The organism is uncultured Flavonifractor sp. (assembly GCF_944387675.1).
In the GTDB taxonomy this organism is placed as follows: Bacteria; Bacillota; Clostridia; order Oscillospirales; family Oscillospiraceae; genus Flavonifractor.
On sequence record NZ_CALXFV010000011.1, the window covers coordinates 1 to 25,524 of the forward strand.

Genomic DNA, 25,524 nt, shown 5'->3' on the forward strand with positions numbered 1-25,524 from the left:
TAATGATTTTGTTCTGAAATACATTAAGACGACCAAGGAGCAGCTTCTGGGAACCAAAATCCAGGAGCTGTTCACTGACATCAATCTGCTCTCCTCCATCCAGGCCAACGAGGCTGTCACGGATTACATTACAACGTTGGTATTCCAAAATGGCTGTTACAACTGTACCGTCACATGCAGAAAAATCGGCAAAGCCTCCGACTCTCCTGAAACGCTGGTTCTCATTGGTGAGCTGATGCGTGCCAAGACCCTGGCCCAGCGCATCAATACCAACGACGCTCTGCTTACCTTCAACGACATCATCGGGGAAGATTTGCAGCTGTCCTCCATGATTCGCTTTGCCAAGGTTGCCGCCGAGACCTCCGCCAACGTCCTGATTCTGGGGGAAAGCGGCACTGGGAAAGAGGTGTTTGCTCAGGCAATCCACAGCGGCAGTCTTCGGAAAAACGGTCCTTTTATCGCGGTAAACTGCGGCGCCATTCCCAAGGAGCTTATTACCAGCACCCTGTTTGGATATGAAGAGGGAGCCTTCACCGGCGCAAAGCGGGGCGGCAGTCCCGGCAAGTTTGAGCTGGCAGATAAAGGCACCCTGTTTCTGGATGAAATTGGCGAGCTGCCGCTGGACGTGCAGGCGGTTTTGCTGCGTGTCCTGGATCAAAAAACCTTTACCCGGGTGGGCGGAAAGAAAAATATCGCCGTGGACGTGCGCATCATTGCCGCCACCAACCGCAATCTGCTTCAGGAAAGTGTCGCAGGACATTTTCGCCAGGATCTCTATTACCGCCTCAATGTGCTCTCCTTACAGCTTCCGCCCCTGCGGGAGCGCAAAGGTGACGTGATCCTGCTGGTAAAGCACTTTCTCAAGCGGATGGAGCAGCGCTATAATCGCGGTCCCCTTTTCTTGACCTCGGAGGCCCAGGATCTGCTCCAGTCCTACTCCTGGCCCGGCAACATCCGGGAACTGCAAAACGTCATCGAGCGGGCCGTGGTTCTTTCCAAGGAAAGCGTCATAGATGCCCATGCTTTCCACAGCCTGCTTCCCGCCCAGCTCTCCGTTCCCTCCGCCCCCGTCGGCAGCCAGGCGGCCTCCTTCAGCAGTGGAGACCTGTCCGATGAGCGGGACGAAATTCTCCGCGTTTTGGAAGAATGCCGCTGGAACGTCAGCAAGGCGGCTGTGCGGCTTAATGTCGCCCGCTCCACACTGTATCGAAAAATGTACTACTACAATCTTCGATAGATGCTTTTACATTCGACTCTTCCGCCAGACATCTGTAGATCCCCCCTGGTTTTATTGTATTTCAATAAATTTTAATTGATTTATAATATAATCCGTGATATCCTGTAGGGCAGAAAGGGGGGCTATGCCCATGCTGAAACAACTGCTGTTTCTCCTTCCGGTGCTGCTGCTGGCATCCTGCGCCGCTTCGCCGGTCAAGGAGGTATCCCAGGTCCTGGAGCTGTCCCTGCCGGAGGGGGATGTTGTGGTTGACCTCGACACCCACGGGGGCTTCCACGGAGACGGAGAATCCTGCGTCGTCCTGGCCTTCGCCCCGGAAACCGGGGAGGCTCTGGCGGTGGAGCTGGCCGGGCGGAGCAACTGGCAGGACCTGCCCATGGAGGAGGCGGCCGCCAGTGTGCTGGGCTCCATCTGCTCTCTGCTGGAGAATGACGGACTGGACTACACCGTACCCAGCCGGGGCTGGTACTGGTACCTGGACCGTTCGCCGGAGGGGTACAGCCTGGACGTTCCACACAACTGCACCATTGCCATTTACGACCCACAGGGCTGCCAGCTGGCATATTTTGAGCTGGACTGCTGAGATTTTGGGAGATTGTATCATAGCTATCTTTCTTTTCTCGCAGTACTGCGCTATAATGGGAGCCATGAAACCAACCGCAAGGAGGGCTTGCCATGCGCAGCGACAACGTGACAAAAGGGGTGGAGCGTGCCCCCAACCGCTCCCTGTTTTACGCTCTGGGCTACACCAAGGAGGAGCTGGAGCGCCCCCTCATCGGGGTGGTGTGCTCTTATAACGAGATCGTACCCGGCCATATGAACCTGGACAAGATTGCCGAGGCTGTGAAGGCCGGCGTCCGGGCCGCCGGAGGCACTCCGGTGGAATTTCCCGCCATCGCCGTGTGCGACGGCATCGCCATGGGCCACATCGGCATGAAATATTCCCTGGTGACCCGGGATCTCATCGCCGACTCCACCGAGGCCATGGCTCTGGCCCACCAGTTTGACGGTCTGGTGATGATTCCCAACTGCGACAAGAATGTTCCCGGCCTGCTGATGGCCGCCGCCCGGGTGAATATCCCCACCATCTTCTGCTCCGGCGGCCCCATGCTGGCCGGAAAGCTCAATGACGGCCGCCGTTCCTGCCTGTCCCACATGTTTGAGGCGGTGGGCGCCTACAAGGCGGGCAAGCTGGACGAGGCAGGGGTAGAGGACTACGAAAACAACGCCTGTCCCACCTGCGGCTCCTGCTCCGGCATGTACACCGCCAACTCCATGAACTGTCTCACCGAGGCCATCGGCATGGGTCTGCGGGGCAACGGCACCATTCCCGCCGTGTGGTCGGCCCGGCTGCGGCTGGCCAAGCACGCCGGCATGCAGGTAATGGAGCTGGTAAAACGGAACATCCGCCCCCGGGACATTATGACCGAGGCCGCCTTCCACAACGCCGAGACGGTGGACATGGCCCTGGGCTGCTCCACCAACACCATGCTCCATCTGCCCGCCATCGCCCACGAGTGCGGCATTGAGCTGGATCTGGACCTGTCCAACGAGATTTCCTCCAAGACCCCCAACCTGTGCCACCTGGCTCCCGCCGGAGATACCTACATGGAGGATCTGGAGGGGGCCGGCGGCGTATACGCCGTGATGAAGGAACTCACCAAGAAGGGACTGCTGGACACCAGCGTGCTCACCTGCACCGGCAAAACCCTGGAGGAAAATCTGGAGGGGGTAGTCAACCGTAACCCCGAGCTCATCCGCCCCATCGAGCATCCCTACTCCTCCGACGGCGGCATTGCGGTGCTCAAGGGCAACCTGGCTCCCGAGGGCTGCGTGGTGAAGCGCTCCGCCGTGGCTCCCGAGATGATGCGCCACACCGGCCCTGCCCGTGTGTTTGACTGTGAGGATGACGCCATCGCCGCCATTTACGAGGGAAAGATTGTCTCCGGCGACGTGGTGGTTATCCGGTATGAGGGTCCCAAGGGCGGCCCCGGTATGCGGGAGATGCTCAACCCCACCTCGGCCATCTGCGGCATGGGTCTGGGGGAGAGCGTGGCTCTCATCACCGACGGCCGGTTCTCCGGCGCCACCCGGGGGGCCTCTATCGGCCACGTCTGCCCCGAGGCCGCTCAGGGCGGTCCCATCGCCTTTGTAGAGGAGGGGGACATCATCTCCATCGACATTCCCGGCTGCTCCATCACCCTCGACGTGGACGAGGCCACCCTGGCCCAGCGCCGCGCCAAGTGGGTATGTCCCCAGCCCAAAGTCCAGACCGGTTACCTGGCCCGGTACGCCAAGCTGGTCACCTCCGCCGCCCGGGGCGCCGTCCTGGAATAAAGAAAACAAGAAGCCGGCCTGCCGCTGATGCGGCAGGCCGGCTTCTTGTTTGTGCTCAGAATTGGGGGCCGCTGTTGCTGTCATCCTGATAAGGACTCTGATAGGTGGGACTTTGATAGCCGGTGTGCTCCTCCGGGAAGGAGCCATACACCGCCCAGTGATAGAAGTTAGCCTCGGTACACCCGGCATAGGGCGCCACCCACAGGCTGAGGATACCCAGGGTAAAGGCGGAGAGAATCCACCAGCCCAGGAAGGATAGGTCCAACACGAACAGTTCCCACTTATGACCCACCATGGTCTGTTTGCTGGCGGTAATGGCGGCCAGCGTACTCATGTCCGGATTGTCCAGCAGGATGTAGACCGCCAGGCGGTAGCGGTAGGCGACCACCGTCTCAATCACCGCTCCGCAGACAATCAGCAGGCCGCCCAACAGCATCAGGACGCTGCTCTCCGTCACACCTCCCGCTATCAGGAGAATTACACCGGGCAGCGTGGCTGCCAGCCCCCACAGCGTCGCAAACAGGGCCGGCAGGAAGCTGACCAGCAGAGCGCGTCCCAGGTGAGAAAAGCCCTCCAGCAAAGTGCGGTAGCCCGGCCCCGTCCGCCGGGCCAGGTCCAGGCCGTAGGCGGCATAGCCGAATACCATCACCCATTGGTAGAGGGTGATCAGCAGTTCCATCAGCAGATAGACCCTCACCCTCTGGAAGGTGAAGAGGTAGTAAAACACATCCTCCAGCTCTTCCCCGTCCATCAGATACCAGTAGGCCAGGGTAAAGGGATTGGATACAAAATACATGATGGCGCTGGTCAGCACCCCGGTAAGCAATACATACACCAGGGTCACCAACATGGGGTGTGGATAGGCGCCCCGCATGGCCAGCCTGGCCCGATACTTGGCCTCCGGCCGGTTAAATCCCATAAGAATCCCTCACAATCTCAGTGTCGTGAGGGTATCATACCACATCACTGGGCGCTTTGCAAGCAGGGCAGCGACACCCGGAAGGTGACGCCCCCCGCCCGGTTGGAGACCCCATATTCCCCGCCGTGGGCCTTCACGGCCGCCTTCACGATGGCCAGACCCAGACCGGTGCCGCCGGTGTCCCGGCTGCGGCTCCGATCGCTCCGATAGAAGGGCTCCCAGATCCGGGACAGGTCCTTCTCCGGGATAGGCTCGCCGTCGTTATCCACCGTCAGCACCGCCCACCGACCCTCCTTGCCCGCCCGTACGGCGACCGTCCCGCCGGGAGGACAGTGACGCAGGGCGTTGGAGGCCAGGTTGGCCGCCACACTTTCCAGACGGGAGCGGTCTCCCTCCGTCCACACCTGAGACAGGTCCAGACTCAGGGCGATCCCCTTCTGCGCCAGGGGCAGGGCCAACCTGTCCAGGACCCCCTTTACCAGGGCGGACAGCTCCAACGGTTCCCGGTTCAGGGCCTCCCCCCGCTCCAGCCGGGCCAGATCCAGCAGGGCGGCGGTGAGGGCGGCCATCCGGTCGGTCTCGGAGAGCACCACATCCAGGTACTCCCCCCGTTTCTCCGGGTCAATATCCTCCCGCAGGGCCTCGGCGTGGGTCCGAAGGATGGCCAGGGGGGTCTTCAGCTCATGGGCCGCCGCCCGGGTAAAGGCCCGTTCCCGGCGGATGGCCCGGTACTCCAGCCAGGCGGTAAACAGAGACAGGGCCGCCGCCATCCCCAGGGTGAGCAGGAGCATCGGTTCCAGACCGGTGAGGGCGTACAGCTTGGGCAGGGAATAGTTTGACGCAAGAGGTCTCACGGCGCCGGCAACCAGGTAGGCATTGGAATTCCAGCCGCCGCCATAGGCCAGCCCCTCCTGGGGCCACCGGGGAAAGGTCTCCTCGATTTCATCCACCTCCGCCTCCAGAGCGCGATAGCGCTCCAGCTGGGGCTCCGGGTCCCCCCGGCCCAGCAGTGGGGAATAAAACTCCACCCAGGTACCGGAATAGGACTCCGGCGCCCGGCCGGGGAACAAATCGGCTTCCGTATCCGCCAGCACCACTTCCCCCGTTTCAAAGAGGAGGGTCAGCTTCTGCACATACAGCGCCTCTCCTTCCCGCCAGCCCACTGCCTGGACGCCGGTGAACCGCGGTCTCACATCATCGTCATACCGGTAGAACACCTGCTTCGGATAGCCATTCAAAATCTCCAGCGCCGCCAGCATCTCCTCATCGGTCATGGCGGGGTCAAAAACCAGATACACGATGGAGTCCTCCTCCGGATCCGTCTCCCCGGTCATTCCGGTATACCCTACCAGCATCTGCGTCTGGCCCAGCCGGTCTCCGTCCTTTTCGTAGATGCGCAGAAAGAGCTGACCCCCATAGTCCCGGAGCAGGTGCTCACCCATCATGGTGAGCTGGGCGGAGCAATAGCCGTCCTCCCAGGGAAGGAACCGGACGATACCCAGATCCTTCGGCTGGGCGCTGAAAGTGACCTCCCCGGTTCTGATCCGCATAGGCAGATCACTGTACTGCTGTACGACATCCTCCTGGCACCATCGGTAGTTGACCCAGACCAGGGCGGCCATGACCGCCGCCCACAGCAGCAGGAAGACGGCCAGCTTCCCTGCCAGGCAATTGAAAAACAGCCGCTTGTCCTCCATCTCAGCCGCCCTCCATTCGATATCCCGCCTTGAACACCGTCTTGATCTGGCTTCCTGCCGGACCCAACGCGGAGCGCAGGCGCTTGATGCGCACATCCACCGCCCGCTCGCCGCCGTCAAAGTCGATGCCCCACACCTTGTCCAGCAGCTGCGCCCGGCTGAGCACCTGGCCCTTGTTGCGCATGAGGCAGAGCAGCAGGGCATACTCCCGGGGAGAGAGCTCCACCTCCCTCCCGTCCACCGCGCACCGGTGTCCGGCTGGCTCCAGGGTGATGGCTCCACAGGTGAGCGTCTCGCCCCCCTCCCCCCGGCTGCGGCGGATAAGGGCTTTCGTCTTGGCCAGCAGCACCGCCAGGGAGAAGGGCTTGGTCACATAGTCGTCCCCGCCCAGCTCGTAGCCCCGGAGCATGTCCCGCTCCTCCCCCAGGGCGGTGAGGAACAGGATGGGGACCCGGCTGTGCGCCCGCACCGCCCGGCACACCGCAAAGCCGTCGGCCTCCGGCATGAGCACGTCCAGCAGCACCGCGTCGTAGTCCCGCTGCCGCAGCAGCTCCAGGGCCTCCGCCCCGTCCTTTGCCAGGTCGCAGGCCATCCCGTGGGCCTGGAAGTAGTCCCGGACAATGGCGCGCAGCCGTGCCTCGTCCTCGGCCAGCAGTACCCGCTCTTCCATATCCTTTCCCTCCTTCCGGCCCCAGGATAGCACCCGGTTGTGTCGGTTTGATGTCACGGAGAAAAAAATCCCGGAGGACAGCCTCCTCCGGGATAGATGCGTCTGTTATCGCCGTCCGGCGCCGCCGCCCCGGAAGCCGCCTCCTCCACGGAAGCCGCCGCCCCGGAAGGAACCGCCTCCGAAGCCGCCCCGGCCCGCGCCGCCGCCCCGGAAGGAACCGCCGCCGTGGAAGCCGCCGCCCATGGGCGGCCGGGGTCCTCTGGGCGGTCTGGGGGGCCGGGGACGGGGGGGGCGGCCGAAGATAAGGGGCCGGTAGAGGTAGGGCGGCGGGGGCATGCCGGGCATCAGGTACCGCCGGCGGTAGCGGCGGTAGCGCCAGCCGTCCGCCAGGCAGGCGATGATGATTAGCGCCACAATCAACCCAAACAGCCCGAACAGGCCAAAGCCGAACACGGGACCCACATAGCCGTAGACGTGGACGTTCTCCGCCTCCGGATCGTAAAACTCCTGTTCCCCGCCGCCGGCGCTGCCGGCGTAATAGCTCTCATACCAGCCATAAATGGCGTCAAAGAAGTCCCGGGTGGCCTGGTCATAGTCCCCGGCATCGTAGCCGTCATAAAAGTACTGCTCCAGATACTGCTCTATGCGGGAGGCGGGGAGGGCGCCCTCCAGGCCGGACCCGGTCATGGCCCACACCTTGTTCTCCCCCACGGCGTACACCAGCAAAAAGCCGTTGTTCCGATCCGCGTCACCGATGCCGCCCCAGTTCTCCGCCACCGCCATGGCGTAGTCGGCGGAGTCCATGCCGTCCATAAAATCTACCGCCACCACCACAATCTCGCCGCCGGTGGTTTCAAACAGGGTCTTGTTTTTGCTGACGATGTACTGCTCGGTCTCATCGCTGAGCACATCGGCATAGTCGGCCACATAAAAGGCGTCGGTGGGTTCCGCCACCGCCCCGGCGGTGGCGGGCAGAAGGCCCAGTACCAGGGTCAAGCAGAGCAGCACGCTCCAAACTCTCTGTTTCATAGATGCACTCCTATGCAAATAGCTCCGCGGGAGCCACAAAGGTCAGTTTGGACAGGATGCTGGCGGGAAAGGCCCCAAGCACCTCGTCATTGAACCGCTCCGCCGCGTCGTTGTAGCCGTCCCGGGCGATGGTGTCCGCCTCGGAGGCCAAGTCGGTGCGGAAGCCCCGGACATACTGGCTGTCCTTGTCGGTGAGGTCACGGTCTTCCAGCTCATCCAGCACGGCGGCGGCCTCTGCCTGGAGACGGGTATAGTCGGCATAGGCGCCGGCAATACTCTGCTGCTGACCCAGGGCCTCCCGGCTGTCCGTCAGGGCGGACAGGGCGCTCTCCTCCAGGTAGCGCGCCCCCACCGTCAGCAGGTTGGCGGTGATGTCCAGGCAGTCCCGAAGATCTCCGGCAATGGGGGCGAACTGCGCCTCCACACGGGTCCGCTCACTCACCAGGGAGCGGTGGGAGCCCAGCAGCACCGACAGCACAATCACCGCCGCCAGCACCACCAGGCCGCCGGTATAGCTTTTCAAAAATTTCATGGCTTAGCCCCGCAGCTCCAGCAGCTTCTGCTTCAGCTCGCCCTCAATGCGGCCCAGCTCGGCCTCCGCCTCCCGGCGCTTCTGGGCGCCGTCCTTCTGGATCTGCATCACCTCGTCCAGGGTGGAGATGAGCTGCTGGTTGGTATGCTGGAGGGTCTGGATATCCACCACGCTCCGCTCGGCCTCCTTGGCGGTCTCCACGGTACCCATTTTCAGCAGGTCGGCGTTCTTCTGCAAAAGTTCGTTGGTCATGTTGGTCACCGCGCTCTGGGCGGCGGTGGCCTGCCGGGAGTGCTCCAGCCCCAGGGCCAGTACCATCTGGCTCTTCCACAGGGGGATGGTGTTCACCAGCGAGGACTGGATCTTCTCCAGCATCAGCGCGTCGTTGTTCTGAATGAGCCGGGTCTGGGGACCCATCTGGATGGAGATCATCCGGGTAAGCTCCAGGTCGTGGATCTTCTTCTCAAAGCGGGAACACATGTTGGCCAGGTCGTTGTAGGCCTGGGCGTCCTCCTGGCTGCCGGACTGGGCCGCCTTCTGCCGCAGTCCCTCCAGTTCCCCGGCGCGGACGGCCTGGAGCCGCTTCTTGCCCGCCAGGATATACATGGTCAGCTCCTTGTAGTACTTGGTGTTGAGCTCATACATCTGGTCCAGCATGGCAATGTCCTTCATCAGGGTTACCTGATGGCCCTCCAGAACGGCAACAATCTTGTCCACGTTGGCCTCCGCCTTGGAATAGGACGCCTTCATGGCCTCCAGCTCGTTGCGCTTTTTCTTGAAGAAGCCGAAGATGCCCTTTTCCTCCTCGTCCTGACCAAAGCCCTTCAGTTCCACCACCAGGGAGGACAGGGCCTGTCCCACCTCCCCCAAATCCTTGGTGCGCACGGAGTTGAGGGTGCTCTCAGAAAAGCCGGCGATGTTCTTCTGGGCCGCCGCGCCGTACTGGAGTACCACACTGGAGTCGGTGATGTCAATTTTCTGGGCAAAGTCGTCCACCATCTTCCGCTCCGCCTCGGTGAGCTGGCTCTCATCCAGCTTGACGGCGTTGGCCTCCCGCTGGGCCTTCGCCGCGGCCGCCGCGTCAGGCGCCAGGGTGAGGGAGGGAGCCTCCGGCTCCTTGGCCTGGGCGGCGGCGGTCCCCAGATCGGGCGTCAGAGTGAGTTCGGGGGTAAAATCGGTATGATCGGTCATGGTGATTCGCTCCTCCTGTTGATTCAAACTTGTCCCAGCTGGCTGCCGCTCAGTCCTTCCCGGTCCAGCATCTGCTCCAGCACGGTGATGTCGGCGGAAATATCCAGGGCTTCGTGGGCAAACAGGGCGTCCAGCTGCCGGTCAAAGGCGGCGCAGATCTGCCCCAGCACAGCCTCTATTTTGCCCATGGTGCCGTCGATGTTGGCACCTTCCACTCCCGCCTGATCCATTCGGTCATAGGCGTTGAGCAGCTTCAGGGTGGTGGGCAGGTAGTAGTTGAGAAACTGCCGGATCTGGCCCAGTTTGCTCCTGTCCTGGGCCACCAGGTCAAAAATTTTCCCGGTAACCTCCTCCAGGTGGGCAATCTGGGCGGAGAGCCGCTGATCCTCGATGCTGTCGTTGAGCCGCCGCAGCTCGGACAAGGCGCGCCGCCGCTCCGCCAGCAGGGGGTCCTCCGGCTCCGGCTCTTTGGCCGGGGGCTCCGGGTCCGGCACAAGGAGCACCCGGTCGGGAAACAATTTCCGCCCTGCCAGCCAGGCCGCCGCCGAGCAGGCCGCTGCCAGCACAAAGTGCCACCAGGCGTACATGGGGCCGAGCACGGCCCACACCGCCCACGCCGCCGCCGCCAGATAAAAGGGGCCGGGAGACTTTTTCCATAGCTTTGCCATTGACAAATCCTCCAAAAATGAGGTTGGCTTTATTGTACCTTTCCCCCTGAGCGGTGTCAAGAACACGTTGACTTTAGGAAAAAAACTGGGTATGATGAATGGTAAGTACCCATTTAAAGAGAGGAAGTCCGCCCATGCTTACCCTGAAAGAGTTTAAAGAAGCCCGCAGTGTGCTCTCCGGCATCATTCGGGATACCAACCTGCTGTACAGCCCCGCCTTCTCCAAGGCCACGGGAAATCATGTGTACATTAAGCCGGAAAACATGCAGGTCACCGGTGCCTACAAAATCCGGGGCGCCTATTATAAGATCAGCACCCTCACGGAAGAAGAGAAGGCCCGGGGGCTGGTTACCGCCTCGGCGGGCAACCATGCCCAGGGGGTGGCCTACGCCGCCCAGCAGGCCGGAGTGGCCGCCACCGTCGTCATGCCCACCACCACGCCCCTGGTAAAGGTCAACAATACCAAGGACTACGGCGCCAGGGTCATTCTCCAGGGGGAAACCTTTGACGACGCCGCCGCGCTGGCCGCCAAGCTGTCAGAGGAGGAGGGGCTGACCTACGTCCACCCCTTCAATGATTTGGCCATCGCCACCGGCCAGGGTACGATTTCCTATGAAATTTTTCAGGACTTGCCTGATGTGGACGTCATTCTGGTACCCATCGGCGGGGGCGGACTGGCCACCGGCGTATCCACCCTGGCCAAGCTCCTCAACCCCAACGTCACGGTCATCGGGGTGGAGCCTACCGGCGCCGCCTCCATGAAGGCCAGCCTGGAGGCAGGCCACGTGGTCACTCTGGACAAGGTGGAGACCATTGCCGACGGCGTGGCGGTGAAAACCCCCGGCGACCAGATTTTCCCCTTCATTCAAAAAAATATTGACGACATCATCACCATCAACGACGACGAGCTGGTGGACGCTTTCCTGGACATGATGGAGAAGCACAAGATGATTGTGGAGAACGCCGGCCTGCTGCCCATGGCCGCCCTGAGCCATTTGAAGGGTGAGGGGAAGAACGTGGTGCCTGTTCTCTCCGGCGGCAACATGGACGTCATCACCGTGGCCAGTCTGGTGCAGCACGGGCTCATCAATCGCGGGCGGGTGTTTACCTTCTCGGTACAGCTGCCCGACCGGCCCGGCGAGCTGCTGCGGGTGGCCCAAATCGTAGCCGGTGCCAACGGCAACATCATCAAGCTGGAGCACAACCAGTTTGTCAACATCAACCGTCAGAGCGGCGTGGAGCTGCGGGTCACCCTGGAGGCCTTCGGACACAGCCACAAAAAGGCCATTCTGGACGCCATGTGCGCCGCCGGGTACCAGGCCCGGGAGTGCCACACCAACGACTTCTACAATTAACTGCAATACCATTGTGTCCGGGAGAGCGCCGGCTCTCCCGGACACTATATGATGCGGTGCGCGGTTCCGGGGCAGGGGCCGCCGGGCCGGCAGCCCGTGGGCGCGTAGGGAGGACCGGCGGGACCCCGGGCGACATCCGCTTGCCGTATCTTATGTGCGCCGGCGTCCCTATGTCCCCAGCCCGCGGGGCCGGTCCGCCCGCCGGTCCGCCCCGCTTTTCATCCAAACCTGTGTCTGGAGTGGTAACTGATGATTAAAATTGCCCCTTCCATCCTTTCCGCCGATTTCGTCAATCTGGAGCGGGACATCCAGCGTGTCTCCTCCGCCGACTGGCTCCATGTGGACGTGATGGATGGCTGCTTCGTCCCCAACCTTACCATCGGGGTTCCGGTGGTGCAGTCTATCCGCAAGTGTACCGACCTGTTTCTGGATGTTCATCTGATGATTGACAAGCCGGTGCGCTATGTGGAAGCCTTTGCCCAAGCGGGGGCCGACCTGCTGTCCGTTCATCTGGAGGCCGACCACCCTACCCGCATTGCCGAGGCCCTGCGGCTGATGGGGGCGTGCGGCGTGCAGAAGGCGGTGGCCCTGCGGCCCATCACCGCCGCATCCGCCATCCTTCCCTATCTGGAGGAACTGGACCTGGTGCTGGTGATGACGGTGGAGCCCGGCTTCGGCGGGCAGGCCTTTATGGAGAACCAGCTGGATACCATCCGGCAGGTGCGCGCACTCATTGACAAATACAACCCCGCCTGCCGTCTGGAGGTGGATGGAGGCATCAGCCCCAAAACCGCCGGAAAAGTGATCGCCGCCGGGGCGGATACTCTGGTGGCCGGCTCGGCGGTATACGGCGCAGCGGACCCGGCGGCTGCCATCGCCGCCCTGCGGGAGGGCTGAGGCCATGCAGTATTTTCCCCCCGCCCTGGAAAAGCTGGTGGAGCAGTTTGCCCGGCTGCCGGGCATCGGCCGCAAAAGCGCCCAGCGGCTCGCCTTCTTCGTCCTGAGCCTGCCGGAGGAGGACGCGGCCCAGTTCGCCCAGGCCATTGTGGAGGCCAAGTCGGCCATCCACTGCTGTCCGGTGTGTCAGAATTTCTCCCAGGGAGACGGGCTGTGTCCCATCTGTCAGGACCCCAGGCGGGACGCCTCGGTGATCTGCGTGGTGGCCGATCCCAAGGACGTGATGGCCATGGAGCGCTCTCGGGAATATACCGGGGTATACCATGTGCTCCACGGGGTGATTTCTCCCATGAACCATGTAGGTCCCGACGAGCTGCGGGTGAAAGAGCTGGTGGAACGGGTGGGGACCGGCGCCGTCAGCGAGGTAATTATGGCCACCAATCCGGATACGGAGGGGGAGGCCACCGCCATGTACCTCTCCCGGCTGCTCAAGCCCTTCCAAGTGAAGGTAACCCGGCTGGCCTACGGTATCCCGGTGGGGAGCCATCTGGAGTATGCCGACGATGCCACTCTCCTCCGCGCCCTGGAGGGCCGCAGGGAGATGTAGCGCCCAACAGACAGGAACGGAAAAAGCGCCCCGGCTGCCGGGGCGCTTTTTCCTGTCGGTTGGGAGCCGGGCCACACTCCGCAGTCTCAGCGCCGGTCCATGGACACATAGTGCTCGTGCGTTCCCACATACATATAGGCGGGGCGAATAATTTTTCCCATGTTGATCAGCTCTTCAATCCGGTGGGCGGACCAGCCGGCCACACGGGCCATGGCAAAGATAGGCGTATACAGCTCCAGGGGCAGATCCAGCATGTGGTACACAAAACCGGAGTAGAAGTCCACATTGGCGGAGACGCCCTTGTACATTTTCCGCTCTCCGGCAATGACCTCGGGACCCAGGCGGGCCACCAGGGAGTAGAGCTCGTACTCCTCGTTGCGTCCCTTCTCCCGGGAGAGCTTTTCCACAAACTTCTGGAACAGATTGGCCCGGGGATCGGACAGGGAGTAGACAGCGTGGCCCATACCGTAAATAAGGCCCGCCTTGTCAAAGGCCTTTTTGTCCAGCAGAGCCTGGAGATAAGCCCGCACCTCGTCCTCGTCCTTCCAGTCCTTCACGTGCTCCTTCAAATCCTCAAACATGCGCACCACTTTGATGTTGGCGCCGCCGTGCTTGGGACCCTTCAGGGAGGCCAGGGCCGCCGCCATACAGGAGTAGGTGTCGGTACCGGAGGAGGTGACCACGTGGGTGGTGAAGGTGGAGTTGTTGCCGCCGCCGTGCTCAGCATGGAGGGTAAGGCAGATATCCAGCACGTGGGCCTCCCAGAAGGAGTAGGAGGAGTCCGCCCGCAGCAGGGAGAGGATATTCTCCGCCGTGGACAGCTCCGGTCTGGGGGCGTGGATGTACAAGCTGCTGCCGCTCTTATAGTTCCAGGCCTGATAACCGTAAACGCTGAGCATGGGAAACAGGGAAATAAGCTGGACGCACTGGCGCATCACGTTGGGCAGGGAGATGTCGTCGCACTGGTCGTCATAGGAGGCCAGGTTGAGCACGCTCCGGGCCAGGGAGTTCATAATATCGTGGCTGGGCGCCTTCAGAATCACGTCCCGCACAAAGTTGTTGGGCAAAGACCGGTAGTAGGACAGCTGCCTGGTAAAGCTGTCCAGCTCCTCCTGGTTGGGCAGGTGGCCCAGCAGCAGCAGATAGGCGGTCTCCTCAAATCCGAACCGCCCCTCCTCCAGCGCGCCCTCCACCAGCTCCTCCACATCAATGCCCCGGTAGTAGAGCTTGCCGTCGCAGGGGACCTCCTCCCCGTTGACAATCTTTTTCGCAACAATATCGGAGATTTCCGTCAGGCCGGCCAGCACACCCTTGCCGTTCAGATCCCGCAGGCCGCGCTTGACATCATATTTCACATAATCGCCCGGGTCAATGCTGCTGCTTTGCAGCGCCTGGGCCGCCAGAGCCTCAATTTCAGGAGTAATGTCACAGTAATTCGGATTGCTCGCCATAGAAACCCTCCATTCTCATCAGTGCCGCCGCGACCTCTCCTGGGCCGCCACATTTCGTAGTTGAAATGATATCACAAAATTGTTACCATTTTATGAATCAATTTGCAATCTTTCCTTCAAAAAAACGGCGGAGCAAGCTCCGCCGTTCGGGTCAAAACAGGTCCTTCTTTTTCAGCAAAATTCCGGCAATCACAATGGCTACCGCCGCCACCGCCAGGGGAATCCACCAGAAGTGGTCCAGCGGCAGTCCGTTGGTCATATTCATGCCGTAGAAGCCGAAAATGATGTTGGGAATGGTGAGCAGAATGGTGATGGAAGTCAGCACCTTCATGATCACATTCAGGTTGTTGGAGATAACGCTGGCAAAGGCGTCCATCATTCCGGAGATAATGGAGGAGTAGATATTGGCCATCTCAATGGCCTGGCGCACCTCGATCAGCACGTCCTCCAGCAGGTCGTGGTCCTCCTCATAAAGGGTAATGATGCGGCCCCGGAGGATTTTCTCCAGGGTCACCTCATTAGCCTTCAGGGAGGTATTGAAATAGACCAGGGACTTCTCCAAATCCAGCAGCTGAATGAGCTCCTTATTCCGCTGGGACTTGTAGAGCTGCCGCTCCATATAATTGTAGATCTTGTCAATCTGCTTCAAGTATTGCAGGAAGCGCTTGGCCACCTGAAGGAGCATATAGAGGATAAAGCTGGTGCGCTTCTGCGTCTCCGCGTTGCGTACCAGCCCGTCTTGAAAGTCCTTGAGGATGGAGGTCTCCTTCAGGCAGACGGTGATAATGTGCTTGGGCGTAACGATAATGCCCAGGGGGAGGGTGGAATACACCACCGCGTCGTCCTTCTCCACCGAGGGGACGTCAATGATAATCAGGGTCTGCCCGTCCTCGGTGTCAATCCGGGAGGTCTCTTCCTCGTCCAGCGCGGCCCGGAGGAAGGATGCCTCCACTCCCAGGGTCACCGCCACGGTATTCAGCTCATCCTCGCTGGGATAGGTCAGATTGACCCAGCAGCCGTCCTGCACTGAATCCAGCCGGGTCATTTTTCCGTCAATGGTCTTGTAAATTGAAAGCAATCCGCTCACGCCTTTCCGGGCGCGGGTAAAAAAGGGCATACCTGTCCCGCGCCGCCCGTTTCTTTCCGCCCGGCGAAGCGTCCCCGCCGGGCTCACGGCGGCTCAGGCGTGCGCGGCCCGCCGGACCAGGCCGGTCAGGCGCGGAACCCGTGCGCCGTGTTACGTACACTGTATGCTCGACTCAGAGGGTCACCGCTCACGGCGCATATCACTCCCTTGTTTCTGTTATTTGTTCCAGCTCTGATTATATGCCTTCCCCGGCGGGATTGCAAGCGTGCCTGCGTCAAAAACGCCGCGCAGCCACCTGGCGGCGCGGCGTTTTCCTCTCCCTGCGCTGCTCAGCGGCCCCGGTTGAAGATCTTGAAAATATCCTCAAACGGATCGTCCTCCCCGGGGGCGGCGGCGTCCTGTGTCTGAGGCTGGGACTGCTGATGGGTTTCCGCCTTCTTCTCCGCAGCGGCAGAGAAGGGCTTGCTGGGCATGGCGCTCTCCCGTTCCTCAAAGCCGGTGGCGATGACGGTGACCCGGATCTCGTCCTCCAGGGTGTCGTCAAAGGCGGCGCCAAAGATAATGAGGGCGTCGGGATGGGCGGCCTGCTGCACCAGGTTGGCGGCGGTCTCCACCTCCTCCAGACCGATGTCCATGGAGCCGGTGACATTGACCAGCACGCCCTTGGCGCCGTTGATGGAGGTCTCCAGCAGGGGGCTGGAAATGGCCATCTTGGCGGCCTCCTCGGCCTTGTTCTTGCCGGCGGCCCGGCCCACGCCCATGTGGGCCATGCCCGCGTTCTGCATGACGGCGGTCACATCGGCAAAGTCCAGGTTGATAAAGCCGGTATTCTTGATAAGGTCGGAAATGGACTGCACCGCCTGGCGCAGCACATCATCGGCAATTTCAAAGGCATTGGCAAAAGTAATCTTCTGGTCGGTGGCAAACTTCAGCCGCTCGTTGGGGATGATCACCAGGCTGTCCACCCGGGTACGCAGCTCCTCAATGCCCTTCTCGGCCTGGATCATCCGGCGGCGCCCCTCAAAGTTAAAAGGCTTGGTGACTACGCCTACAGTGAGCAGGCCCATCTCCTTGGCGATATCCGCCACAATGGGGGCCGCCCCGGTACCGGTGCCGCCACCCATGCCGGCGGTGATGAACACCATATCCGCATCCTCCAAAGCCTTGGAGATGGCGCTGCGGCTCTCCTCGGCGGACTTGCGTCCCACCTCCGGATCACTGCCCGCGCCCTGTCCGCCGGTGAGCTTCTCGCCAATTTGAATTTTAAAGGTAGCGCTGGACACGGAAAGGGCCTGCTTGTCCGTATTCACCGCGATAAAATCCACACCCTTGGTCCCGGACTTCACCATCCGGTTGACCACGTTATTGCCTCCGCCTCCTACGCCGATCACCTTAATGGTGACCACGGTATCGGGACCGGTATCCAGCCCAAACGCCATATCTGCTCCTCCTATGTGAAACGAATTCCTTATATTTTGTTTAAATCAGGGGGAAAAAGAGCTATCTTGTATGCTTCTCCTCCGAAGTGTCCATATCTTGATTTATTTTAGCGCTCTTTTGCCTGGAGGTCAATAGCTCCCGCCGGATTTCCGCAAAGTTTTGGAACATTCTCGTTCCGAACACCACCACCGCCGCCAGGTACAGGGGAATCCCCAAATTCTGACCCAGCCAAGTGAGGAACACCGCAATGGCCGCGTTGCCCACCGTGCCGGAGAGAAACACGTCCAGCTTGAACTCGTCCGAAATTCTGGCTCGGAACCCGCCCAGGGCGGAGTCCAGAGCTGCCAGCAGTCCGGTGGCGGCGTAGAGGGAATACTGGCTGGGGATGGCCCAGGGGAACAGCAGTCCCACCGCCAGACCCACCAGCAAACCAATCAGCTCCAGCATCAGCCCTCGCCCTCCCCTTCGCCCTGCACCGCACTGCGGGCGTACTGATAGTCAATGGTTCCGTTGTACTTGGGAATGAGCAGCAGGTCGCTGGAGGTTACCTTTACCAAAATTCCCCACTGGCCCAGGATGTCCGCCACGCCGTTGCGCATGGTCATGGCGTTGTACAGGGTATCCGGATCCCCGATGGCAAAGATGATGTAGGGGGCGGCATACCGCCGGCCGTTCACCGTCACCACCGCGCCGGTGCAGCGCACCTCGCTGGTGGCCAGAATCCGCTCCCCGTTGAGGGAAATGGCCTCCGCTCCGGCGGAGCGCAGCTCGTTGATGACCGAGAGCAGGTCGCTGTCGTGGATCAGATAGTCGGCCTCATCCCCGGTGACATTGGAGGAGGTGGAATCCTCCAGAATCACGGTAACCCCCGGCCCCTCCACATCGGTCAGACCGGCGGTGATCTCCAGCTGGTCCAGCTCCGCCTTCAGTGCCTGGCTGCCCGCCTCACCGGAGGCCGCCTGGTCCCGGTAGAGGGCCAGCTCGCTCTGGAGCTGCTCCACCTGGCTCTCCAGGCCGTCCTTCTGGTCCATCAGCTCGTTATAAAGGCTTTGCAGCGTCTCCAGCCGGGCCGCGTTGGTGGCGTCCGCCGCCCCGCTGAGCTTGACGCTGCGCAGCTGGGCCGCCAACAGAAAGCCAACCACGGCGCATACCATCATTACCGCCAGCTGGCCCCGTTTCCGTCCTTTTTTACTCATCGGTTTCCTCTTCTCCCTGGGGGATCTGGGTGGCCTCCGGTGTCTCCGCAGCCTCCGTCCCGCCGTCCGTCTGGGGCGTCTCCATCCCCCCAGGCAGCCAGCGCTCGGGCAGCAGGTGGGTCTCCCGCCCCTCGTAATTCTGGTCCAAGGTGCCGGTACGGGGGATGCCCCGCTCGTCCATGCTCTCCAGCGCCCGTTTCAGCTCATAGGTCTCCTGATCATAATCCCCGTTCAGAGGAAAGATCACCGTCAGATTCTCGCCGTAGCCAAAGCGAAGCTCGTTCTCGCTGCTCAGATCAATAAAGCTTGTCAGGCTGCCGGTCATCTGCCGGCCGGCAATGGCGGCGAAAAAGCTCCGCAGCCGGTCCAGTTTGTTCTGCTCCTCCGGGTCCACCGTCAGGCGGCTGCCCACTGAGGGGTCTACCGGCGTCAAGCCCAGTACCTGGGACAGTCCCTGGGTGAGGGAGGAATCTCCCGCCTCCAGAATCTTGCAGCGGTGGTCCAGCAGCCAGCAGACACCGCCGCTCTCCACCCAGGCCACCGGCGTGCTCTCCGTCACGTGGAAAATCAGGGTGTCGGGCAGCTTGCGGTCAATGGACAGATCATCCACATAGGGCAGGCGGGTCAGAATGCGGGAGACCATCTGGCTTTTGTTCAGCGCAAACAGGTTGTCTCCCTGCTCCACGCCGGAGGCGGCGATGACCTCCTCTGCGGTGTAGCGGCTGTTGCCCTCCACCATCATGGTGTTTACCCGGAAAAAGACCACGCAGCCCGCCAAAATGGCGGCGAAGATGATCAGAATGGACAGCAGCTTATAGAGGAAGCCGAAGCGTCCCCGGTTGCGCCGCCGTCCCTTTCTGTTCCGTCTTGCCGCCATTCCACTGGTCTCCTGTCTTCTGGTCTTGGGTCTTTTATCTTACTATCTCACAAAAAAGATAAAAAAGTATAAAGAAGCTCTTACAATTTTCCCGCTTCCCGGGAAATTTGGGCGCCCAGAGCGCTCAGGTCCCCCTCCAGGCACTGGTAGCCCCGGTCGATGTGGTGCAGGCCCTCCACCTGGGTCTGTCCCTCCGCCCCCAGGGCGGCCACCACCAGGGCGGCGCCGCCCCGCAGATCAAAAGCCCGCACCCGGGCGCCGTGGAGCCGGGGAACACCGTACACCACCGCCACCCGTCCCTCCACCCGGATGTCCGCGCCCATCCGGCACAGTTCATCCACGTGGCGGTAGCGGCTTTCAAACATATTCTCCACAAACACCGTACACCCGCTGCCCCTGCACAGGGCCGCCATCAAAGGGGCCTGGGCGTCGGTGGGAAAGCCGGGATAGGGGGCGGTGCGGATGGGCCGCACGCCCCGCAGGGGGCTGCGGCAGGTCAGCTCAATACGGCCCGGCTGGCTGCGCACTGCGCAGCCGGCCTCGGTGAGTACGGCGGTAACGGTGGACAGGGTGCGCCAGTCCACCCCGGTGACCTCCACATGCCCGCCGGCGGCGGCGGCCGCCGTCAGGTAGGTGCAGGCCACAATCCGGTCCCCCATGACGGTGTGGGAAGCGCCGTGGAGGGGGACGCCTCCTTCGATGGTAATCACCGAGCTGCCCGCCCCCCGCACCCTGGCCCCCAGGGCGCACAGAAAGCTCTGCAAATCCACAATCCCCCGCCCCCGGGCGCCGCTGCTACTGCTGGTCCCCCCATCGGCGCATACCGCAGCCAGCATGGCGTTCTCGGTGGCGCCCACGCTGGGCAGGGACAGAACCAGATCCGCACCCCGGAGCCTGCCCGCGCACAGCAGGCCATTTTCCGTCTCGGTAATCCGGCCCCCCAGGCCGCGGATGGCCGCCAGGTGGAGATCGATGGGCCGGGGACCCAGCTCACAGCCTCCGGGGGCGCACAGGCTGGCCCGTCCCATCCGTCCCAGCACCGCCCCCAGAAAGATCACCGAGGAGCGCATCTCCCGCATCAACTCGTCCGGCACGTCGTACCGGGTGGGGGAGGAGGCATCCACCACCACCGCTTCCCCCTCCCTGCGGGCCGCACAGCCCAGATGCCGCAGGATGGCCAGGGATGCCTCCACATCGGACAGCCGGGGACAGTTGTGAATCACGCACTCCCCCGGCGCCAGCAGAGCCGCCGCCAGGATGGGAAGCACGCTGTTCTTCGCCCCGTGGATTTCCACGGAGCCGTCCAGAGGGCTGCCGCCCTCCACCAGATATGTACTCATTACGCCACCCTCCGCAGTTCGGTTTTGGTAGGCCATCCTATGCGGAGGGTGGAAGTTGGGTTCATTTCCGCCGTTTCTGCCCCAAAAGGCCGGTGAGGACGGTATAGATCTGCTCTGTCGCGTCAGGCACCGCCATGGCCCGGAGGGCGGCCCCCATGGCCTGCCGCCTGTCCTTGTCGTTCAGGATGGCGGCGGCGGCCTGATATAGCCTCTCCCCGGAGCTCTCGCTCTCAGGCAGCAGCACCGCGCCGCCGGCCCCCTCCAGCACCCTGGCGTTTTTGGTCTGGTGGTCGGCCACCACGTTGGGAGAGGGGACCAGAATGGAGGGCTTGGCAATGGCGGTCAGCTCCGAAATGGTGGAGGCTCCCGCCCGGCAGAGCACCAGGTCGGCCGCCGCCATCACCACCGGCATATCGTAGATGTATTCCCGCACGTCAATGGAGGGATTGGTCTGCTTCAAGGCCTTGCGCACCTGAGCAAAGTCCCGCCCGGCGCCGTGGATGTGGTGCCAGGGTGTCCCGTTTTCCCACTCCAGGCGAATGAAGTCCACGATTTGGCGGTTCATCTCCTCGGCTCCCAGGCTGCCCCACACCGAGAGCACCAGGGGCCGGTCATCGGTAAGGCCCAGCTTGGCCCGGGCCTCCTGCCGGGTGTACTGGAAGAAGTTTCCCCGCACCGGGGTGCCGGTCACCACCACTTTGGAGGGGTCGTCATAGTGCTTCCGGCTCTCCTCAAAGCCCACCATCACCACGTCCACCACCTTGGACAGGGCCTTGGTGGTGAGGCCGGGGACCGCGTTGGACTCATGGACGGCGGTGGGAATGCCCCGGGCCGCAGCGGCGTTTACCACCGGATAGGAGGCATAGCCCCCCGTTCCCACCACCAGGTCGGGGCGGAAGGTGTCCAGAATGGCGTTGGCCTGCTTCTTGGACTTGTTCATGTTCAGCAGGGTCTTGACGTTATGGCCCACCGCCGCCGGGGTAAAGGACCGGCGGAAGTTGGTGATGGTCACCGTCTCAATGGGGTAGCCCTCCTTGGGAACCAGTCGGGTCTCCATACCCCCGTCCGCCCCCACAAAAAGCACCTGGCAGTCCTTATGCCGGCTCTGAAACAGCTGGGCCAGGGCCACGGCGGGGTTTACATGCCCCGCGGTTCCGCCGCAGGTAAAGAGGATCTTCATGCTTCCACTTCCCTCTCAACACAATCTTATTCTTGCTTGGGCGCCGGGATTTGCCGGGAAACCGACAGCACCATACCCATCTCCGCCAATTGAATCATCAGGGCGGTGCCGCCGTAGCTGAAGAAGGGCAGGGAGATGCCGGTGGTGGGCAGCAGATTGGTGACCACCGAGATGTTGAGAAACACCTGCACCGCCAGCAGGGTGGTAATTCCCACCACCAGCAGGGCGCCGAACCGGTCCCTGGCGTGGACGGCCAGCCAGTAGCCCCGGATGATGAGCAGCACAAAGAGCAGGATGACGATGGCCGCGCCGATGTAGCCCAGCTCCTCACAAACAATGGCAAAAATGAAGTCGTTCTCCGGCTCTGGCAGGTAGAGAATTTTCTGCCGGCTCTTGCCCAGGCCCAGGCCCAGCAGGCCGCCGGAACCGATGGCGTACAGGGACTGGATGATCTGATAGCCGCCGTCCTGCTTGTAGGCCCAGGGGTCCTGCCACACCAGGATACGGGTGGACTGGTAGCCCTGCATGGACAGGGCCAGGATGGCCGCCAACCCGCCGCCCCCCAGAAGAAACCAGTAGAGCTTGATGCCGGCGGCAAAGAGCACCGCCGCCGCCCCCGCCAGGATCAGGATGGTACCAGACATATGTGGTTCCAGCTTCATAAGCAGGACGATAACCAGCAGGATTATTCCATAGGGGATCAGCTCCAGAAACCCAATGCGGTCCAGCCAGCTCACAATGCCGCTGAAATTAGAGCGGGGGCTGAGGCGGATGGGCTTTTCCCGGTTGCGTTTGCTCAGCCGGGCGGAGAAGTACATGATGACCGCCACCTTGGCAATCTCCGAGGGCTGGAAGGTCCCCAACCCGGGTATGGCAATCCAGCGGCGCACACCGTCGGACCGGTCGGTGTGGATGCCAGGAATGAGCACCGCCACCAGCAGCAGGATAGCCAATCCCAGGGCAAACACCGACAGCCAGCGGAAGGTCTGGTAATTGATTTTAGATACCACATACAGGATGGCCAGACCGGCCCCTGCAAACAGGGCCTGCCGCAGGAAATAATAGGCAGGATCCCTGCCTTCATAATAGGCGGTGGCAAAGGAGGCGGAAAAGACCATAATCGTGCCGATGCCGGTAAGCAGCAGTACCAGCATGAGAAAGGGCAGATCCATAGGTCCCCTGGCCAGCTGCTGCTCCATGGTCAGATCCCGCTTGAGTTTTGCCAAGCTCCTTCGCCTCCTTTCAGCGCGTTCGGGTAAGATCGGTCAATAGCGGCCCATGACGCCCCAGAAAGCCGCCAGGCAGGCCAGCAGAGTGATGCCGGCAAAGACCGTCACAAGCTTTACCTCACTCCAGCCGCCCATCTCCAGGTGGTGGTGCAGGGGGGCCATGCGGAAGATCCGCTTGCCGTGGGTGAGCTTGAAATAGCCCACCTGAATGATGTCGGACAGGGTCTCCGCGATATAGATGATGCCCACCAGGATAAGAACCAGAGGAATGTCCAGTCCGAAGGCCAGCCCGCACACCGCACCCCCCAGGAACAGGGAGCCGGTGTCCCCCATAAACACCTTGGCGGGGTGGAAGTTGTAGAGCAGGAAGGCCAGCAGTCCCCCCAGCAGAGAGCCGGAGAAAATACCCAGCTCTTCATGCCCCCACAGCAGGGCCACAGCGGTGAAAAATGCCATGACCGGCACCGTCACTCCAGCGGCCAGACCGTCAATACCGTCGGTGATGTTGACGGCGTTGACGCACCCCACCATCACAAAGGCGGCAAACATCATGTAAAGGGGCCAGGGAACCGGAAAAGTCACATTGACGAAGGGGAGATACAGGTCCGCTGTCAGGTAGCCGAAATTCCGCAGCAGTACGGTGAACAGCACCGCCGCCGCCAGCTGAAGCAAAAATTTCTGTGGGGCGGTCAGGCCGGTATTCTCGTGCTTTTTCACCTTGAAATAGTCGTCCACATAGCCGATGGCGCCGAACACCAGGGCGAAGAGAAACACAAACACGCCCCCCGGTGCGCCCGCCGTATAGTCCGGCCAGCCCAATGCAGCCACCGTCACGGCGGCGCCGAAGATAAACATCAGTCCCCCCATGGTGGGTGTTCCCTGCTTGGACATGTGCCAGGTGGGGCCGATCTCCTTGATGGACTGCCCCGCCTTCATCCGCCGCAGCACAGGGATCAGCCACCGCCCCGCCAGGGCGGTGAGGACAAACGCCGCCGCAATACTGATGACAATCCGCAACATCTCTTTTGCACCCTCCAAAGCCTCTCACAGCTCAATTTCATCCGTCCATTCAGACCGGGTAGGTATTTTATCACAAACTGTTCCGGCTTTCTACTCAAAATAGTAACAAACTTCCCGGCCTATGGGGCAAACCATGCGGCAATTTCCTCCCGTTCGTCCAGGTGATACTGCACGCCGCTTATCTCCTGATAAGTCTCGTGGCCCTTGCCCGCCAGCACCACCGTGTCGCCGGGCATGGCCAGAGAGAGGGCCAGGGAGATCGCCTGCCGCCGGTCCGGCTCCACATACCGGCGGGCGGAGGTGTCCGCCATTCCCGCCAAAATATCCGCTAGGATGGCCTGCGGGTCCTCGGTGCGGGGATTGTCGGAGGTGAGCACCGCCACATCCGACAGCTGGCCGGCAATAGCTCCCATCCGGGGGCGCTTGGATCGGTCCCGGTCCCCGCCGCAGCCGAATAGGCAGATCACCCGTCCGGGGGTAAAGTCCCGGACGGTGGTGAGCACGTTCTCCAGGGCGTCCGGGGTATGGGCGTAGTCAATGAGCACGGTAAAATCCGCCGGTACCGGCACCACCTCCACCCGGCCTTTCACCCCTTTGGCGGAGGCCAGCGCCCGGGCGCAGGCGGGCAGCGGCAGGCCCAGAACCACGCCGCAGGCGAGCACCCCCAGGGCGTTGTAGACGGTGAAGCCCCCGGGAATAGCCAGCCGGACCCGGGCAATGGCGGAGAGCGTCACCGCCTCAAATTCCACCCGCTGGGGGAAAAGCCGCAGGTTTTTGGCGGTGAGATCGGCCTCATCCCGCCGCTCGGAGTAGGTGAAGACGGGGCAGGGGGCGGTGTCGGCGTAGTACCGGCCGGCCTCATCATCCAGATTGAGCACCGCCGCGCCGCACTGGCGGAAGAGCAGTCCCTTGGCTTGGCGGTAGGACTCCATGGTACCGTGGAAGTCCAGGTGATCCTGGGTCAGGTTGGTAAAAATGCCCGCCCGGAAATGGATACCGTCCAGCCGGTGGAGCACCAGGGCGTGGGAGGATGCCTCCATTACCACATGGGTGCACCCGGCGTCCGCCATATCCCGCAGCAGCTTCTGCACCTCCCAGGATTCCGGGGTGGTGCGGTGGGCAGGGAGGATCTCCGTTCCAATCATGTTCTGGTTGGTGCCGATGAGACCCACCTTTGCCCCCAGCACCTCCTCCAGCATGGCTTTCAGCAGATAGGTGGTGGTGGTCTTGCCGTTGGTGCCGGTGACCGCCAGCACCGTCAGTCCCTCCGCCGGGTGTCCGAACCAGTTGGCGGAGACGGCGGCCAGGGCGGCCCTGGGGTCATGGGCTATCAGCCAAGGTCCCTCCCGGTCCGGGGGGCGGCGGCAAAGCACTGCCACCGCCCCCCGCTCCAGGGCCTGGTCAATATACCGGTGTCCGTCGGTCTTGTACCCCGGCAGGGCCACAAAGAGGCAGCCGGGTATCATGGCTCGGGTGTCATAGCAGATGCCGGTGATTTCCACGTCCTGTGCCTGCCGGGCGGTGAGGGATACCCCGGAGAGCACCTGGTTCAGCTTCATGCGTAC

Annotated in this window: 24 protein-coding genes; 6 read left to right on the forward strand and 18 right to left on the reverse strand. The window is 62.1% G+C overall.

Annotated features, from left to right (window positions below; all coding sequences use genetic code 11):
• From Q0J74_RS02165 to ilvD, 3 genes are all read left to right on the forward strand, one after another.
• A partial coding sequence (locus tag Q0J74_RS02165) for a sigma-54 interaction domain-containing protein (protein WP_297209925.1) occupies positions 1 to 1,237 on the forward strand: 1,237 nt, incomplete at its 5' end.
• A gap of 130 nt (positions 1,238 to 1,367) precedes the next feature.
• The gene (locus tag Q0J74_RS02170; RefSeq protein WP_297209928.1) at positions 1,368 to 1,820 is read left to right on the forward strand and encodes a hypothetical protein; all 453 of its coding nucleotides are present in this window, start codon (positions 1,368 to 1,370) and stop codon (positions 1,818 to 1,820) included.
• A 92-nt stretch (positions 1,821 to 1,912) separates the two neighbouring features.
• Positions 1,913 to 3,574 (forward strand): dihydroxy-acid dehydratase, encoded by a 1,662-nt coding sequence (ilvD, locus tag Q0J74_RS02175; RefSeq protein ID WP_297209931.1) that lies wholly within the window; start codon positions 1,913 to 1,915, stop codon positions 3,572 to 3,574.
• Positions 3,575 to 3,629: 55 nt separating this feature from the next.
• On the opposite strand, the gene Q0J74_RS02180 is transcribed toward ilvD, so the two are convergent.
• The 7 genes from Q0J74_RS02180 to Q0J74_RS02210 form a co-directional block, all read right to left on the reverse strand.
• Entirely contained in the window at positions 3,630 to 4,493 is an 864-nt protein-coding gene (locus Q0J74_RS02180; protein WP_297209933.1) for a DUF975 family protein, read from the reverse strand.
• A gap of 44 nt (positions 4,494 to 4,537) precedes the next feature.
• Entirely contained in the window at positions 4,538 to 6,190 is a 1,653-nt protein-coding gene (locus Q0J74_RS02185) for a sensor histidine kinase (RefSeq protein ID WP_297209936.1), read from the reverse strand.
• Position 6,191: 1 nt separating this feature from the next.
• On the reverse strand, positions 6,192 to 6,860 hold the full coding sequence (locus tag Q0J74_RS02190) for a response regulator transcription factor (protein ID WP_297209939.1): 669 nt from the start codon (positions 6,858 to 6,860) through the stop codon (positions 6,192 to 6,194).
• Between the two features lie 105 nt (positions 6,861 to 6,965).
• Complete coding sequence (locus Q0J74_RS02195) at positions 6,966 to 7,889, reverse strand: TPM domain-containing protein (protein ID WP_297209942.1); 924 nt, start codon at positions 7,887 to 7,889, stop codon at positions 6,966 to 6,968.
• A gap of 10 nt (positions 7,890 to 7,899) precedes the next feature.
• Positions 7,900 to 8,421 (reverse strand): hypothetical protein, encoded by a 522-nt coding sequence (locus Q0J74_RS02200; RefSeq protein ID WP_297209944.1) that lies wholly within the window; start codon positions 8,419 to 8,421, stop codon positions 7,900 to 7,902.
• A gap of 3 nt (positions 8,422 to 8,424) precedes the next feature.
• Complete coding sequence (locus Q0J74_RS02205; protein WP_297209947.1) at positions 8,425 to 9,612, reverse strand: toxic anion resistance protein; 1,188 nt, start codon at positions 9,610 to 9,612, stop codon at positions 8,425 to 8,427.
• Positions 9,613 to 9,635: 23 nt separating this feature from the next.
• Entirely contained in the window at positions 9,636 to 10,280 is a 645-nt protein-coding gene (locus Q0J74_RS02210; protein WP_297209949.1) for a 5-bromo-4-chloroindolyl phosphate hydrolysis family protein, read from the reverse strand.
• Between the two features lie 134 nt (positions 10,281 to 10,414).
• Between Q0J74_RS02210 and ilvA the strand changes: the two genes are divergently transcribed.
• The 3 genes from ilvA to recR all read left to right on the forward strand — a co-directional run bounded on the left by ilvA (position 10,415) and on the right by recR (position 13,139).
• Positions 10,415 to 11,635, forward strand: coding sequence for a threonine ammonia-lyase (gene ilvA, locus Q0J74_RS02215; protein ID WP_297209952.1), 1,221 nt, complete (start codon positions 10,415 to 10,417; stop codon positions 11,633 to 11,635).
• Positions 11,636 to 11,884: 249 nt separating this feature from the next.
• The gene (gene rpe / locus Q0J74_RS02220; RefSeq protein ID WP_297209954.1) at positions 11,885 to 12,532 is read left to right on the forward strand and encodes a ribulose-phosphate 3-epimerase; all 648 of its coding nucleotides are present in this window, start codon (positions 11,885 to 11,887) and stop codon (positions 12,530 to 12,532) included.
• Between the two features lie 4 nt (positions 12,533 to 12,536).
• Entirely contained in the window at positions 12,537 to 13,139 is a 603-nt protein-coding gene (recR, locus tag Q0J74_RS02225) for a recombination mediator RecR (protein ID WP_297209956.1), read from the forward strand.
• An 86-nt stretch (positions 13,140 to 13,225) separates the two neighbouring features.
• On the opposite strand, the gene Q0J74_RS02230 is transcribed toward recR, so the two are convergent.
• The 11 genes from Q0J74_RS02230 to Q0J74_RS02280 form a co-directional block, all read right to left on the reverse strand.
• Positions 13,226 to 14,590: a citrate/2-methylcitrate synthase gene (locus Q0J74_RS02230; protein WP_297209959.1), complete on the reverse strand. Its 1,365-nt coding sequence runs from the start codon at positions 14,588 to 14,590 to the stop codon at positions 13,226 to 13,228.
• Between the two features lie 151 nt (positions 14,591 to 14,741).
• Entirely contained in the window at positions 14,742 to 15,668 is a 927-nt protein-coding gene (locus tag Q0J74_RS02235; protein ID WP_297209962.1) for a magnesium transporter CorA family protein, read from the reverse strand.
• A gap of 338 nt (positions 15,669 to 16,006) precedes the next feature.
• A complete protein-coding gene (ftsZ, locus tag Q0J74_RS02240) occupies positions 16,007 to 17,116 on the reverse strand; it encodes a cell division protein FtsZ (RefSeq protein WP_297209965.1) in 1,110 nt (369 codons plus the stop codon).
• Between the two features lie 61 nt (positions 17,117 to 17,177).
• Positions 17,178 to 17,564, reverse strand: a complete 387-nt coding sequence (locus Q0J74_RS02245) for a small basic family protein (RefSeq protein WP_297209968.1) — start codon at positions 17,562 to 17,564, stop codon at positions 17,178 to 17,180.
• Entirely contained in the window at positions 17,564 to 18,313 is a 750-nt protein-coding gene (locus Q0J74_RS02250) for a DUF881 domain-containing protein (RefSeq protein ID WP_297209972.1), read from the reverse strand. The genes Q0J74_RS02245 and Q0J74_RS02250 overlap by 1 nt, the downstream gene beginning before the upstream one ends.
• Entirely contained in the window at positions 18,306 to 19,190 is an 885-nt protein-coding gene (locus tag Q0J74_RS02255) for a cell division protein FtsQ/DivIB (RefSeq protein ID WP_297209975.1), read from the reverse strand. The genes Q0J74_RS02250 and Q0J74_RS02255 overlap by 8 nt, the downstream gene beginning before the upstream one ends.
• A gap of 80 nt (positions 19,191 to 19,270) precedes the next feature.
• Positions 19,271 to 20,530: a UDP-N-acetylglucosamine 1-carboxyvinyltransferase gene (gene murA / locus Q0J74_RS02260; RefSeq protein ID WP_297209978.1), complete on the reverse strand. Its 1,260-nt coding sequence runs from the start codon at positions 20,528 to 20,530 to the stop codon at positions 19,271 to 19,273.
• A gap of 61 nt (positions 20,531 to 20,591) precedes the next feature.
• The gene (murG, locus tag Q0J74_RS02265) at positions 20,592 to 21,710 is read right to left on the reverse strand and encodes an undecaprenyldiphospho-muramoylpentapeptide beta-N-acetylglucosaminyltransferase (protein ID WP_297209982.1); all 1,119 of its coding nucleotides are present in this window, start codon (positions 21,708 to 21,710) and stop codon (positions 20,592 to 20,594) included.
• Positions 21,711 to 21,736: 26 nt separating this feature from the next.
• Complete coding sequence (gene ftsW, locus Q0J74_RS02270) at positions 21,737 to 22,882, reverse strand: putative lipid II flippase FtsW (protein ID WP_297210019.1); 1,146 nt, start codon at positions 22,880 to 22,882, stop codon at positions 21,737 to 21,739.
• Positions 22,883 to 22,975: 93 nt separating this feature from the next.
• Complete coding sequence (gene mraY, locus Q0J74_RS02275; RefSeq protein WP_297209985.1) at positions 22,976 to 23,959, reverse strand: phospho-N-acetylmuramoyl-pentapeptide-transferase; 984 nt, start codon at positions 23,957 to 23,959, stop codon at positions 22,976 to 22,978.
• A gap of 119 nt (positions 23,960 to 24,078) precedes the next feature.
• Positions 24,079 to 25,518, reverse strand: a complete 1,440-nt coding sequence (locus Q0J74_RS02280; protein ID WP_297209988.1) for a UDP-N-acetylmuramoyl-L-alanyl-D-glutamate--2,6-diaminopimelate ligase — start codon at positions 25,516 to 25,518, stop codon at positions 24,079 to 24,081.
• Positions 25,519 to 25,524 lie beyond the last annotated feature (6 nt).